The sequence below is a fragment of the Dyadobacter sediminis genome (assembly GCF_005860765.1).
Classification (GTDB): Bacteria; Bacteroidota; Bacteroidia; order Cytophagales; family Spirosomataceae; genus Dyadobacter; species Dyadobacter sediminis.
This window is the reverse complement of the sequence record NZ_VCEI01000011.1, coordinates 984895-1000349: the sequence shown is the minus strand read 5'-3', so window position 1 is coordinate 1000349 and position 15455 is coordinate 984895. Positions and strand designations below refer to the sequence as shown.

Genomic DNA, 15455 nt, shown 5'->3' with positions numbered 1-15455 from the left:
CAGTTCTGATCATTTTAACTGATTGCCGTAGGATAAAAAAAGCCTGCCGGCTGTTGAGATCCGGCAGGCAATGAAAAGTTTAGATATTCTTCTTTTTGGATTCCTTCACCGCATGGTCGACAGCACGTGCAGTCAATGCCATGTAAGTCAGCGACGGGTTCACGCATGACGCCGAGGTCATGGCCGCGCCGTCGGTTACAAATACGTTTTTAACCGCATGAATCTGGTTGAAGCCATTGAGTACTGACGTTTTCGGATCGCGTCCCATCCGGGCTGTTCCCATTTCGTGGATCGCCATGCCGAGGTAAGATCCGTTATCATAGGTTTTTACATTTTTAATACCTGATTTTTCAAGCATTTCGGCTGCATCGTTCATCATATCGACACGCATTTTTTTCTCGTTTTCACGAAGTTCAGCGTCGAATACAACAGCCGGCATTCCGAACTTGTCCTTGTTGTTCTTGTTCAGGTACATGTAATTTTCATGGTACGGCAAAGTTTCGCCAAAACCGCCAAAACCCATGGTCCAGTTGCCCGGAGTTGTCAGTTCTTCCTTGAATTCCGCTCCGAAAGCAAGTTCGGCAATGTTCCGCTGCCATCCCTGACGGCCGCCGCCGCCCTGGTAACCAAATCCGCGCAGGTAATCGCGCTTGTCAGAACCGATGTTGCGGTAACGCGGCACGTAAATTCCGTTCGCACGGCGTCCGAAGTAGTACTTGTCCAGATCGCCCTCCCAAACGCCGCTTGCACCAGTGCGGAAATGGTGATCCATCAAATTGTGGCCAAGCTCACCCGAATCATTTCCCATACCGTTAGGAAAACGGTCGGAAGTGGAATTTAACAGAAGTGCAGTGGAAGCAAGCGCACTTGCGCAAACAAAAATCAATCCGGCAAAATATTCTTTTTCCTGAAGTGTAACAGTATCTACTACGCGCACGCCCGTTGCTTTTCCGTTTGTACCGCCGGACGTTTTTTTATTGTCGTAAATAATTTCCCTTACAACCGAATCCGGACGCAAGGTAAGCAAGCCGGTTTTTACAGCCGGCGGAAGTGTACTCGACTGCGTACTGAAATAGGCGCCGTACGGACAGCCTAGTGCGCAGCGGTTGCGGTACTGGCACGGAGCACGGCCTCCTTCCAGCTGTATTTTGGTCGGCTGCGACAGGTTGGCAACACGTCCAATGGTCATTGTACGTCCCGGAAATTGTTTTTCAAGGCGTTTGCGAACTTCTTTTTCCACAAAATACATGTCCATCGGCGGGATAAAATCACTGTCGGGAAGCTGTGGGAGTCCCAGTTTTTCACCTGAAATTCCAACGTGCTTTTCAACATATGAATACCATGGCGCTATATCTTTATAACGGATCGGCCAGTCGACCGCAATGCCGTCTTTCAGGTTGGCTTCGAAATCGATATCGCTCAGCCTGTACGACTGGCGTCCCCACATAATGGATTTTCCGCCCACGATATTGGGCCGGAACCAGTCGAAGCGCTTCTTTTCTTCGTACGGCGAATCCATATCGTTCATCCAGTACTTTTCCGTAAGTTCATTATACGGGTAATCGCGGGAAAGGAACGGGTGTGTTTCAATCTGTTTTACGGTAAGCCTGCCGTTATACTTGGTTTCCCAGGGCGCTTTCATGGCATTTTCGTAACCCGACACGTGTTCGAGGTTCTTGCCTTTTTCAAGCATCAGCACTTTCAGGCCTTTTTCCGTAAGTTCTTTTGCCGCCCATCCGCCGGAAACACCCGAACCGATGACGATGGCATCGTATGTAACTTCTTTTACTGCGTCAATATTTAAATTCGCCATTTATTAAGAGTTTTTTTATTGGTATTGATCAGCGATTGTCATTAGTGGCCATGGATTGTCATGAATGGTCATTTAGTTGTCATGGATTGTCATGAATTGTAATCAATGGGTATGAATTGTTATTCAGTTGTCATTGATTGTCATGAATGGTCATTATTTAAGTGGGTTGGATGACAATCTGCCGGATAGTTTTTACAGGTTACAGCGCCCAGCTTTTCTGACCTTTCGGCATGGGCCAGCTTCCATCAAATCTGCCCGGAACCGGCAAGTAGTCAAGCGCCTGCGTTGCGCCGACTTCAGAAGTAAAATATCCCGTCAGCGTAAGGCCTTTCATTTGTAAAAAGAAAGGTTTGTCTGAAACAGTAGTGCGTTTCACAATATCGATCTTCTGCGCGGCGTCCAGTTCGGTGAATCCTTTTCCGTAAACTTCCTTGCTTTGTCCGTTCACTTTTTCAAGTCCGTCATAGAATTTCTTCTGATCTTCTTCTTTATAGCAATCGCGCATGATGCGGGTAATGAATTTTTCTGCACCGGCTGCCTTGGCTCCGGGCGTTCCAGTTGTGGGAATAATTACATCCGCAACTTCTGCCAGTAAAGCTTCCTGCTGGTCTGTAACTTCCACCGATGGACCGAAATTGAGTTTTTCACCCATGATGCCGGCCATCAGGGGAGCAGATATCGTACCTCCCAGCAGGAAGGTTAATGTTTGAACAGCTTCTCTACGGTTCATTCTGTAAGAAATTAATTAAAAATAGGAATAATTTATAAATCGAACTTAAATATAAGCATGAAGATCCGTTTTATCAGCATCAACAATCAAGAAGACAAAAATCGTCAAAACTACTTTCTGAATCCGTAAGTTCAACCAGTACTGCCGTTGGCTCATCGCATTTTTAATATTAAATTCCGGGTGACCATATTTGAATAATATTCTGAACCAGGGCTTATGAAGGCATCAATTATTTTTTTGTTTGATTGATGTACGAGTTTGAAGGTTAAGTAATAGAGGAACGTTGAGTAAATAATGCAGATATCTTTCCTGAGCTTTCAGGAAAGATATTTTTTTAGAAAAAATACTGTTCTTATTATGATATTCTGCCTTTTGATACAATCAGAACTGTTGTATAAAATCTAGCTCTGGCATAGCCTCCATGCAATTGCAAATGGCCACTCCATCCGGAGTTGAGGGTTTACTTTCACAAACTACGTTCTATAAGCAGGAAACCGCCCCGCGGTTAAACGATCAGCCCAGCGGAGCTGACTGTTTCTAGCAAATGACCTCGTGCCTTGTTAAGCGTTGCTCCGTTGGAGCAGCCTTAATAGAACGTCAGTCTGTTAGAAGTTAAATTACAAGTTCATATACACAGACGCGGGCGGAATTACTTCGGCATGGGAAAATGACTTTTTATAACCGGATTTCAGTTTAGCAAGCATTTCATTTTTCTTCTGCATCTCCAGGCTACGGTGCAATCCGATCTGCGACCAACCATTTCCCGGGTTCCAGATCAGATCTTCACGGTAAACTTTTTCGGCTTCCAAAGGCTTTTTCATCTTTAACAAGATAGCACCCAAGTATTGTCGTGCCGGAAGAGGCCAGTCATTCGGCTCGGTATAGATCAGATTATCTTCTATTTCAATTGCATTCCTCAGAGATGCAATTGCAGCATCAGATTTTTGTTCAACATATAAAATACTGGCATTCAATATATTTTCTGCAATGTGTGCAATTGGAAGCGGTGCATTAAAAGGAATCCGGCGCTTTTTAAGGATTTCGTCTTTTGCATTGATCTGTAAATCGGCCAGCTCTTTCTTCGCCATTTCCATGCGGCCAGTATTTACGTAAGCCATCCCTGTGGAAAAATGATGAAGCAGTAATGCGTATGACCAGCTTGCATCAGGAATTGTACTGTCTTTCAGAATTTCATCCCATTTGCCTAAACGGACAAGCGTAAGCGAAGGCAGCATATACAAATACTGATCGTAGGTATTTTCATGGCTCGGCGAAACTGTATTGCGGCATCGAAATGCGTCACGCATACCTGTTTCGTACATGCCGCCGCTCATGGCACAGTAAGTCTGCACGGCAAAATAATGCGCACTGTGTTTGTTCAGTGAAAGATGCGCTGCAAGGGAATTATAAAGCAGCAGGTTGCTGTCGGCAAGATCATTTACTTCAACGCCGCTCGCATAAATTCCGTTTCGTTGATACTCATGGCTCGACATATGCACCATATGTGCAACGCCCGGAAAAAGATTTTTAAGCTTGTCGGCATTTGGCAGCGCAACTTCGGGATGGTGTGATGCCTCGGTAAGATGAATATGATAATGCAGTGCGGCAGGGTGATCCGGGTTTTTCCTGAGAGTGCCTTCGCATAGTTGAACAAGTTCACCGGTCCATTCTTTTGCTGATCCGTTACTGTTCCAGAAATCCCAGGCATGAATAAGCATAACCGCATCCACGTACAACATTCTGATATCGTGATCTTCGGGGTATTTTTCAACCAGTTTACGCATACCCGAAGCATATGCAAGATTCAATTCTTTTCGTTTAGTGTCCGAAGCATCTGCGGAGTATCGAAGCGTCATGACTTGCATCAGGTCTTTTTCCTTTGCGGTTGCATTGTCCGAAACCTGAGTGAACTGCTGTAAGACAGGCGGTACTTCGGCGGGCATTCTATAGGTATGTGCCGCATTGTAATAGGGTCCCATGGCCAGTGCTTGTCCCCAGAATGCCATCGAACAGCCGGGATCAATACGGGCAGCTTCTCTGAAAGAAGCCAGTGCTTCCTTCATATGATAGCTGTAATACAGGTTCAATCCCTGATTAAAGTAGAATTGTGCACTGTCTTTTGAAGTTGAAACAGGATAAGCATACTTTCCCCATCCCGGCAATTCCGTAACAAACTTGCCGTTTGCATCGGTACTAACGCTTATTCCGGATCCTGAGCTGCACATGGTTATACTTTCCGGCTCAGTCCTTGGCAAAGACTCATATTCTCTGTAAAAGAAATGCAAGCCAGACGTTAACAGAAGTGGTAACAAGAGCAGAAGAAGTATATTTTTCATAGGATAATGTCAGCTTGGGAAATGGTAATTGCAAATTAGTGAAAATACAATAATAAAATGATGTGGATTAAAAGGGTAATGAGGAGAAGGCTCCTGCGCAGCCGCCTGTTCTCGGCAAGGCCACTCCGCAGGAGTGAGGATTATGGAAATGGACAACATTGCTATAAACAGAAAGGCCCTGCCAGGCCTGTGGCATGGCTCCTGCGGAGCCCACTGTTTGTAGGAAATGCAGTAGAATGTATGTAATAGAAGGCTCCTGCGGAGCCGCCTGTTCTCGGCAAGGCCACTCCTTCGGAGTGAGAAACCTATAAATTGACCACGTTGCTATAAACAGGAAGGCCCTGCCGGGCCTGTGATATGGCTCCTGCTGAGCCCTCTGTTTGTAGAGTATGGAAGAAAAGTTATGTAATTGTTAGGCTCCTGCGGAGCCGCCTGTTCTCGGCAAGGCCACTCCGCAGGAGTGAGGATTATGGAAATGGACAAACACTGCTATAAACAGGAAGGCCCTGCCGGGCCTGTGATATGGCTCCTGCTGAGCCCTCTGTTTGTAGAGTATGTAAGAAAAGTTATGCAATTGTTAGGCTCCTGCGGAGCCGCCTGTTCTTGGGTCTAAATTTCTAAATCAAACACAAACAAAATTGTAATTTTGTGAAAGTAAGCCGCCTTGGGACGGACCAAAACGCTTATCGTACAAATTCAACTGAGCAATAGGGTTTACCGGTACCATATCGATCAAACGACTTGCCGCAGCTCCGTTCAGATTTTCAAACAAGGTTTTCGGGTCAATGTTGGTGAGGTTGATTTTCTGAAATTTACTTTTATCCGCTTTTACCGATAAGATGCATTCGGTACCCGTTTTACGTGTTCTTTTATTTACTGATTCAATCCACCCATTAAACACAATGGTATCAATGGCATGTGCATCATCAAAAGTAAACAACTCGTGCAAGGCTCTCAGCGTAATTTTATAGAGCGTAGTTTCAAAAAGCCCGGCAAGCTGTTCCTTTGACAAATAATGGTTTTCAAAATCCTTTGTTGAACTGTTGTATTTGATCTCTTTCAGGAGTGGAAAGTGAAAAGGCGATGGCAAAATGTATTCAGCAACAAGCATTTTAGTCTCCGGATTGTATTCCAGATCAAAGTCTTTCGGAAAGCCGGCAGGATATGCGACATTATTCAGAATCAGTTCATTGTATGCAATGACAGCTGTCGGCTCGTGATATGCGTAAGACTGGCGCAAACCGGAGACATACGCATTCAGCTCATTCTGATTTCTGTAAAATTCGGTTTTTCTCCTTTTCCAAACTATACCCGCTTTCTCATATTTGGCAATCAGCTGCTGGCGGCCTGCTTCAAACCTTGCTTTTTCAGCGTGATAAATTTTCCGAAGATTGTCATTTTCATGGTTCAGCTTTACAGTTTGTGTTTCCCATTCGGCAATGGCTTCATGGTATTTTTTCTGCTGCCTGGCTATGCTCCGATCTGCCAGAAAACCTAATTTCCTGGCTGCGAAAGTAAGCTCTGGGATAAAATCAGCCTCATCCGGCTTTTCGGGCGGGACATGCAGCGCAGGTTCGGGAATTTCTTCAAAATGCATCAATTCACGTTGCAGCAACTCGGCGGGATCGGTTTCCGGAAATGCAGAATGATCGGTCAGTGCGTTCCAGCTCAGGTCACCAAGATGCATCGGAGTTGATTCAACGGCAATATCTTCTATTTCCTGAATTGCCTTTCTGGCTTTCGCAGTAGCTTCTCCGGCAAGTGCAGGCGTTTTTGTTTTGGAAACAAGAACGTCGTTCTGGCTTAAAATCGCACTCCATTGTTGATCCCATAGCCGAAACTGATTTTCTGCTTTTTTATTCAGCAAGCCGGGATGAAGATCTTTCAGGATTCTGTAGGTGCCCAGACCTTTATGCTGAATTTTAAACAGATGGCGTTCGCTGCCGTCCGGTGCATTTTCGGTCCAGCAGCTTTTTTCGTGTAAGTGCTTGCTCATAAAGCGTCCAGTCTCATAGATAGATAATCTCTCATGCTAACAACAATAAGCCGGACTTTTGTATACTCTCTGTCCAGTTTTATTTTTAAATGAACTGATGCTACAAACTGTTGTGAATTAGTTCTCTATCGATTTTTTGCAAGAATTTTCAGTCTGTTAGAAATATACATTTACAGACAGTCGGGTATAATATTTTTTCCTGGTACCAAATACCAACAATGGGAACCTTTATCAACAGCTAAGTAACTTTTATAATGAAAGAAAATGAACTGAATGATACTTCATCAACAAACATCAGCGAAAAGGAAATTATTTCCCGGAAAGGTTTTTTATCCATGACCGGAAAATATGCGGCAATCGGAGCAATGGGAAATATCGTGGCTGCAAGCGGTAAAAACAGGATTTTTGCACAGACGGTTAAAAAACCGGTTTCGTCTGCAACGATGGTTCCATACAAACCCGAAGATCAGATCGTGCTGGAAAAATGGAAATCGGAATTTGATCAGCAGTCTGCACCGGTACCGATGCCGCTTCCGCCGGATCAGCGCATCGGGTATGCAATAGTCGGACTCGGACATTTGTCTTTGGAAGAGATTATACCTGCCCTTCATACCTGTAAAAAATCAAAACTGGCTGCGCTCGTGAGCGGCACGCCTGACAAAATGCAGAAAGTAGCCGCGCAATACGGTGTGAAACCGGAAAATTGTTACAGCTACGAAACATACGACCAGATTAAAAACAATAAGGACGTCGATGTCATTTACATTGTTTTGCCGAACGGAATGCACAAGGAATATACTATACGGGGCGCCAAGGCAGGAAAGCATATTCTGTGTGAAAAACCGATGGCAAATACTTCGGAAGAATGCCGCGAAATGATCGATGCGTGCAACAAGGCAAATGTGAAACTGATGATTGCATACCGGATTCAGTATCAGCCGCATAACAGAAAATTGAGAGAATTGCTGCAAAAGAAAGAATTCGGTCCGGCGAAATATATTGAAGCCGCCAATTGCCAGAGCAGCGCCAATCCGGATCACTGGAGGCACAAAAAGAAACTGGCCGGAGGCGGCGCTTTGCCCGACATTGGCCTGTATTGCCTGAATACAACGCGTTTTATCCTCGGTGAAGAACCGACAGAAGTATTTGCTTATCAATACAGTACGCCCGGAAATCCGTTGTTTGCCGAAGTGGAGGAATTTATTTCCTGGCAAATGCGCTTTCCGAACGGAGTGATTGCCAACTGCGCCACGCATTATAATGTTCATGAAAGCCGCCGTTACCGCGTACTTTGCGAACGGGGCTGGCTCAACATGGACAAAGCATATGCCTATAAAGGACAGGACCTTACAAGTGCCAGGGCAAATGGCAAACTGGAACTGCATGAAAATATCGGAATGGCAGAAAACAATCAGTTCGCTGCTGAAATAGACCATTTCTCGGAATGTATTTTAAAAAACACAAAGCCTTTTACGCCGGGAGAAGAAGGTCTGCAGGATCATTTGCTGATGGAAGCCATTTATCAGTCGGCAAAGGAAGGAAAGCCTGTAAAAATAAACACTGCTGTCAAAGTGGCGGAACACCGTGGTCCGGAGCCGGAAATTGGTTGAAAGTAAAAAGCCGTTAAAACGCAAAAAGCAGCCATTCTGGACTGCTTTTTGCGTTTTATAGAAAGTTTTATACCTGTTATTTGGCAGGCGTAATTACAATATTGCGGTATTCCACAGGACCATGATCGCCCTGAATGTACAACGGGCCGGGTTCGCCTTCGTTGCTGTCCAATGCGCCGCCGGTAATGCCCGGAATTTCCTGTCCGCAGATCACCGTTTTGCCATTTGTAACCAGCGTCAGCATTCTTCCGACCAGTGTAATGTCAAATGACTGCCATTCTCCCGGATCTTTGGCCATCATTTCTGTGGGGCTGATAAAGCCGTAAATGGCGCCAAGCTGATCCAGTGCCGGTTCCATGCCTTTGCTGTCTGTCACCTGCACTTCGTAGCGGCCGCGCAGATATACGCCGCTGTTGCTTCCCTTCGGAATGCGGAATTCCACATGCAGTTTGAAGTCATTGAATTTTTCATCCGTAATCAGGTTGGCACCGGATTTCGGACTGCGCAAAATGCCGTTTTCCGCAATCCACTGGTTTTCACCTGCTGCATGCCAGCCTTTAATTGTATTTCCTTCAGTTAGTTTGATGGGTTTTCCCCAGGAAGGCTGCGACTGCCGTCTCAGAGATGGCGCACGTACGCCGTTCCAGTTATAGGTTTTTCCATCAGGTGTTGTGAGTGTGCCCGACAATTTTTCCCCGGCGAGTGTTCCTTCCACACTCAGGTTTTTATCGCCTTTTTCCCATTGCGGCGGAATTTCAAAGCTTAGTTTGCCGTCTTTGAAATGAACTTCGGAAATAGGGCGGGCGCTTCCGGAAATCCCCGTAAACTGCCCGACGAGCGTATGTGTTCCGGAATGCCTCACTTCCAGCCACGAAGGAGACGGTTTTCCGGAAACATCAATCGTAATATCCCATCGTCCTTCGAGCGGGGAAGCCATTGGTTTCAGCCCATGGCCGTAAGTATTCAGCGTGAAAAAGGCCAGCAGCAAAGTAAGTGCGGGTAAAAGAGAAAACCGGGAACGCCGGTGCAGGTTGGTCTGGAATAAATGGTTCATACAAGCTTGAAAGTTAAAAGCGTCAATTTAAAGATAAAAGTGATATAAACGGTGTGGAAAGTACCAAAACCCGGATTCTTTGAAAAATGATTCAGGGTAAAAACAGGAAAGAGGAGCGGAACAAGGTTTGGCGGTTTCTTTGCGGCATCATATTTGCAGGGCACAGTGCATTCGGATAAAAGTACCCGAACGGATGAAACATCAAAGATATGGCATGTAAAAGGAATGCATATAACACTGTGATTTTCTTCCTTCTCAATTTTGTTGGCAATACGGTTGCCGTTCTAAATTTTAACTAAAACTTACCATTATGGAAAACAGCAGCAACGAAATGCAGAATCCGTTGGAACAATATGAAAAACCGCCGTTCCCGGATCAGGAACAGCCAGTACCGGGCTACGAAGAGCAGCTTACTCCGGAAGCGGATCACGGCGAAAATTCTTATAAAGGCTCCGGCAAGTTAACGGGCAGGAAAGCAATCATAACCGGCGGTGATTCAGGAATAGGCAGAGCTGTTGCTATTGCTTTTGCCCGTGAAGGCGCCGACGTGCTGATTTCCTATCTTAGTGAAGACGAAGATGCCAGAGAAACAGCCAAATATGTAGAGCAGGCAGGCAGAAAGGCCGTATTGGTACCCGGTGACATTCAGGAAGAAGCGCATTGCAAGCAAATTGTGGAACGAGCCGTCAATGAACTGGGCGGACTGGATATTCTGGTGAACAACGCGGCTTTCCAGATGTCGCACGAATCATTACAGGAACTGAGCGCAGAGGAACTGGACCGCACTTTCCGGACCAATATATTTGCCATGTTCTACTTGTGCAAGGCAGCCGAGCCGCATCTTAAGCCTGGCAGCACCGTTATCAATACCACTTCTGTAAATGCATACCGTCCATCGCCCGGATTACTGGCTTATGCTTCTACCAAAGGAGCCATTCAGAATTTCACAGCCGGTCTGGGTCAGTTGTGGGGAGAAAAAGGCATTCGTGTCAATTGTGTGGCGCCCGGCCCGATCTGGACACCGCTGATTCCATCCACCATGCCGCCTGAAAAAGTAAAGTCATTTGGTTCGGATACACCGTTGAAACGTGCCGGGCAACCAGCGGAACTTGCACCTGCATATGTATTGCTGGCTTCGCAGGATTCGAGCTACATGACCGCTTCTACGATACAGGTTACAGGCGGTACACCGACGATTTAATTGAATGTCATTTATTACTGCTATCCAAAATAGCTGATAATTACAGATTGAGGATATCCATTCAAAACATAGTTAACTATTCCAAATGCCTCGTTCACATGCAGAACGGGGCTTTTTCATGCTGTATTAACACGTTTGTGCAAAAGTGTTTAATCGTTCTAATTACATTACTCGACGCTATTTTAAACCCTGTAAATACCATTTGTATAATGATAAGTACCGGCTGAAAACTGAACGGCCTAGATGGTTTCTGGATTCGCAAAGTTTGAGTTTCTTTAATCCATCAACTCGATCTGCTAATTTCACCCGAGTGATGAACAAAATCATTTACACACGCTTATCAAATGAACTTGATGACAAGACTTTTCCACTTTACACTTTCCCTGTTTACACCTGCTTTTCTTATTTGTTCTACCCACTTGTTTGCCCAATCAGGAATGCTGGATGCTTCATTCGGGCAGAATGGAAAAGTAGTAACTGATGTTGATCAGACAAGAAATATCGCTACATCTGTTCTTGTACAGGATGACGGAAAGATAATTATGGCAGGGTATTGTACGCCCGTAGACTATAATGCCTATTTCACACTTGTTCGTTACAATTCAGATGGTTCTATAGATAATTCATTTGGTAATTTCGGAGTAGTTAAAACAATTGTGGGCATTGATGAAGATATTCCATATTCAGTGGTTATTCAGCCAGATGGGAAAATCATTGCGGCAGGATACAGTTGGAATGGTACCAATTATGATTTTGCAATGGTTAGATACAATTCTAATGGCAGCAGAGATCTGGGTTTTGGAACTGGCGGCGTTGTTACAACAGATTTTAACAATACCAATGAAAAAGCAAATAAGGTTCTTTTGCAGCCGGACGGTAAAATTATTGTAGGTGGATATTCAGGTGATCTATCTAACACTGATCTTGATTTAGCAATGGCTCGGTACAATAATGATGGATCTTTAGATTCTAATTTTGGTATAAATGGTAGAAGAATATCACATGTTGGCATATTGGGAAGTTGGCAATCTATTAGAGCAATGGAATTACAAGTTAATGGAAAGATTGTTGTAGCAGGTTTTACAGAAGTATACGATGAAATTAATGACACATTCAATAATATATTTTTAATATCTCGGTTTGAAGTTGATGGGCAAATGGACTATTCTTTTGGCACAAATGGCATTGTAAAAACTACATTGGGAAAGTGGGATGTTGCAGTATCACTTAAGATTCAGGCAGATGGAAAAATTATTACAACTGGCACAACTAAAGCTGTGAAAATAGGAGGCTTTGATGATTTTGCACTCGTCCGCTATAATAGCAACGGCAGCATTGATAATACGTTCGGCAACAATGGCATTGTATTAACAACATTTGATAATACAGATGATGTTCCTGCTTCTGTGGTGCTACAAACGGATGGGAAAATTCTGGCATTTGGCTTTACAGCCAGAAATAACGGAACTACTCTGGACTTTGCACTTGCACGTTACAATACGGATGGTACGCTGGACAACAGCTTTGGTGCAAACGGGAAAGTCATCACAGATTTTGCTGGAAACTGGGATTTTGGAACCAGTATGGCTCTTCAGAAAAACGGAAAGATTGTTGTTGCCGGTTATACCAAAAATGGCAGCGATTACAATTTCGCACTTGCCCGCTACATGAATGATGTAGTTCTTCCGGTAGAACTCATCAGCTTTACAGCCAAGGCAGTTGAAAGAAATGTGCAGCTAGACTGGAAAACTGCCAGTGAAGAAAACAGTAAAAGTTTTGAAGTCCAGCGCAGCTATAATGGAAAACAGTGGCTCACAATTGGCAGTGTACAATCTGCCGGGAATTCACAAGTGAACAGCCACTATACTTTTACTGATTCGGCTGCTATGAAAGGCCGGAATTTGTACAGACTTAAAATGATTGATCAGGATCAGACTTTTACTTACAGCCGGATTCAGAACGTAGATGTTGAAATATCCGGATCAACATTTTCAGTATATCCGAACCCGTCACACGAGAAGATCTACATTGAAGCTGCGGATAAAAATATTATAAAAAGCTTAACCTTGCTAAATACCGGCGGAAAGCAGGTGTTTAAGTCAGAAGTGCCCGTTAGTGAAATTGACTTGCGGCATTTACAGACTGGATTGTATACGCTGGTCATCATTAAACAGGATGGCTCCGGAAGTACGCACCAGATTGTGAAAAAGTAAAAAGCAGGCTTGTAAACCGGTTTTGCTTTCCTGAATGGGCGATCCTGAAATCAGCATTGCGTATAAAATATTTATTTAAATATGAAACTGGATTTCTGACTTTTATTGGATGTACAAAAAAGACTGTCTCGGCTTGCAAGACAGTCTTTTTTATGTTCAATGTTTAGAAGCACTATATGATAATCAGCGGTTGCTTGACTCGCGGAAGAAGTGAGGCCGTATAGCTCAGCTCCATATTGGCATACTCTACAGCAAGTGTCTGCCGCATCGTTGACCGGTATAAGCCAAATTTCCAGTATGGACCGGTTTTATCCGGAAAGCCCATGCCGATACCCGTAAGATTGATCAGTTCTTCACCGTTTTTCCACCATTGCAGGTCTGCATTGGTAGGAGAAAACCGGGCACGGATAACAATTCGGTGCCAGATGCCGCGCGTAAATCTGCTGAATGCCCTCGGAACGATCGGTGGCCCGACTGTATGCGGGTTTTCTGTAGTGGAACACGTATAGAGCCGGATGGTATCAGCTCCTTCCATCCGCAGTCCCAGAATAGGGGCAGAACTTACATCTTCGGCATCTTCACTCGCATGAAACTGGCCGATGATGCAAAAACCATTGTCGGACAGATCCAGCGCCTCGCCGGGTTCTATTTTTATCGCAAAAGAAAGCCAGACATCCTGGTCAAAAGGAAGGTTTGCGCTCTTAAGATAAAGCTCGGAACGTTCTCTTGACCGCATGGTTTTTATATCACCGCTCCATCGGTCGCCATTTTTAACCTGCATCCGGAAAGTCGGAGAAGTTTTGTTGTACGCTTTTTGCAGGGACCACGGCTTGTTCGGCGTTTGTGCTTTGTATTCAGTGCCGAAAATCATTACCTGAGCCGAATCATCTGCAAAATAGCCATATTCCTGCGGGAAAAGACTTTGCGAAATTTCCTCTTTTTTGACATCCGGCATTTCCGGATTATAATATTGTATAAGCTGAACTTCACTTTCGGAAGTCGATACTTCATGATCGTCCGTTTGCTCAGTCATCCATATACCGCCGTTTCTTCGCTGTATAAAAACATCCAGCGGAACATTGGATTTGGGGCGGGTCAGTGTGACTTTGTCTGCGCTGCGGGAAGCAGCCTTTTCACTGGTCCGGATGTAACTTGTCGTTTTATCACCTTTTTCAAGCTGGGCACCCCAGATCAGTACTCCGGCGCTGCCATTCCCGGTATAAACCATTTCGGCATTTTCAATCTCGGTACCGATCCTTATGGAAGCAACCGGCGTCACTGAAACAAACGTGGACGAGCACCGGTACCAGCCGTTGCCCGCGCTTTCCATAGCAGCAGATTCAATTTTAAAACTTAGATTTCCCAGGATACCATTTGCAAGATTGAAATGGGCCGTAACGCCGTTGATATTGAAATATGCCCAATTGCGGCCGGCAGCCTTCAGGAAAACACTGATGGTATAAACGCCTCCCGCTTCGGTTTCCACCATTGGTTCCGGAATCAGATAATGGGAAGAATAACCGGCGTTCTCGGTCAGTTTATAGGCATTGAGTGTTCCGTCCGGAGAACGCTCCGAAACCAGATTAATCCGGGTATCTTTGGCTTTCCAGGCACTCTGGTTGAAAGTATGCGAGTATAAAAACAGGTTCGTTCCTGCGGGTTCAATAAGTACGCCGGCCAGAACAGGCTTGGAAGCAAGATTATAATTGTACCTTAATCCGAAATAAGGTGCCGTGGTTGTGGGTGTAAAAGCCGATGCCTTGAAACCCTGCTCAAACTGCGCACCCCATACATATATGTACTTATCCGGGTTGCCGTCATAGCTGACCGTATAACTTTCGTTGAGTATGTAAATATGAAGACCCGATTCCGTTCCCAGATCCGGAACACCGGTAACAGCAAGCCGCCACCAGCCGTTTCCACTGTCAACGGCCTCACAGGAAATAATATTGGAGCTTTTGGAAGTAATGGTGCCGTTCGTCAGGTCAACCCGCATACCCGGATTTCCTCCGGTATAGGTGGCAGCATTCAGAAAGCTGAACTGTACCAGATTTCTGGTGCCGGCTTTGACATAAACGCTGATCGTCAGCGGAATATCCATCACCACATTCACTTCCTGTGAAATCCGGTGTTCTCCCGTGCCATTTGACTCGGCCAGTTTCTTTACAAAACTGAAATTCCCTGCAATGTTCCTGTCGTTGATTTCTGAAACAGTCGTGCCTACTTTACTCCATGGCAAATCAGTCATTTTAACACTGTCAATAAGCCAGTTCGTTCCGGGAAGTGCAAAGTGCAGGTAACCGTCGGAACCGTAAAAAGAGGCTTCACCTTCCCTGGAAAAAGAAAGGTCATTGTTCATGGAAAGAGGGACATGCCTAAAATCAAATGCTTTTAGAGGGAGTAGATTTTCTGCATTCATAGGATGATATTACGAGCAATATAGAAATGATTGTAGTGTGATATTAAAAACAAGGCTTCCGGAATCAGGAGCTTTGTTTGATT

9 protein-coding genes are annotated in these 15455 nt (G+C 44.9%); 3 read left to right on the top strand and 6 right to left on the bottom strand.

Annotation, left to right across the window (positions count from 1 at the left end; genetic code table 11):
* Positions 1–79 precede the first annotated feature (79 nt).
* From FEM55_RS04870 to FEM55_RS04855, 4 genes are all read right to left on the bottom strand, one after another.
* Complete coding sequence (locus FEM55_RS04870; RefSeq protein WP_138280162.1) at positions 80–1813, bottom strand: GMC oxidoreductase; 1734 nt, start codon at positions 1811–1813, stop codon at positions 80–82.
* Positions 1814–2012: 199 nt separating this feature from the next.
* The gene (locus FEM55_RS04865; protein ID WP_138280161.1) at positions 2013–2543 is read right to left on the bottom strand and encodes a gluconate 2-dehydrogenase subunit 3 family protein; all 531 of its coding nucleotides are present in this window, start codon (positions 2541–2543) and stop codon (positions 2013–2015) included.
* A gap of 617 nt (positions 2544–3160) precedes the next feature.
* Positions 3161–4768: a tetratricopeptide repeat protein gene (locus tag FEM55_RS04860; RefSeq protein WP_229209093.1), complete on the bottom strand. Its 1608-nt coding sequence runs from the start codon at positions 4766–4768 to the stop codon at positions 3161–3163.
* Between the two features lie 733 nt (positions 4769–5501).
* Complete coding sequence (locus tag FEM55_RS04855; RefSeq protein WP_138280159.1) at positions 5502–6875, bottom strand: hypothetical protein; 1374 nt, start codon at positions 6873–6875, stop codon at positions 5502–5504.
* Between the two features lie 254 nt (positions 6876–7129).
* Between FEM55_RS04855 and FEM55_RS04850 the strand changes: the two genes are divergently transcribed.
* A complete protein-coding gene (locus FEM55_RS04850; protein WP_138280158.1) occupies positions 7130–8485 on the top strand; it encodes a Gfo/Idh/MocA family protein in 1356 nt (451 codons plus the stop codon).
* 76 nt (positions 8486–8561) lie between these two features.
* Here the strand turns inward: FEM55_RS04850 and FEM55_RS04845 are convergent, their stop codons facing one another.
* Positions 8562–9539 carry a 3-keto-disaccharide hydrolase gene (locus tag FEM55_RS04845; protein ID WP_138280157.1) on the bottom strand — a complete coding sequence of 326 codons (978 nt, stop codon included), beginning with the start codon at positions 9537–9539 and terminating at the stop codon, positions 8562–8564.
* Between the two features lie 310 nt (positions 9540–9849).
* On the opposite strand from FEM55_RS04845, the gene FEM55_RS04840 reads away from it, so the two are divergent.
* Both FEM55_RS04840 and FEM55_RS04835 read left to right on the top strand, forming a co-directional pair.
* The gene (locus tag FEM55_RS04840) at positions 9850–10740 is read left to right on the top strand and encodes an SDR family oxidoreductase (RefSeq protein WP_138280156.1); all 891 of its coding nucleotides are present in this window, start codon (positions 9850–9852) and stop codon (positions 10738–10740) included.
* Between the two features lie 353 nt (positions 10741–11093).
* The gene (locus tag FEM55_RS04835; RefSeq protein WP_171036470.1) at positions 11094–12953 is read left to right on the top strand and encodes a T9SS type A sorting domain-containing protein; all 1860 of its coding nucleotides are present in this window, start codon (positions 11094–11096) and stop codon (positions 12951–12953) included.
* A gap of 172 nt (positions 12954–13125) precedes the next feature.
* Here FEM55_RS04835 and FEM55_RS04830 read toward each other — a convergent pair whose 3' ends face one another.
* Positions 13126–15372: a phage head spike fiber domain-containing protein gene (locus FEM55_RS04830; RefSeq protein ID WP_138280154.1), complete on the bottom strand. Its 2247-nt coding sequence runs from the start codon at positions 15370–15372 to the stop codon at positions 13126–13128.
* Between the last annotated feature and the right edge of the window lie 83 nt (positions 15373–15455).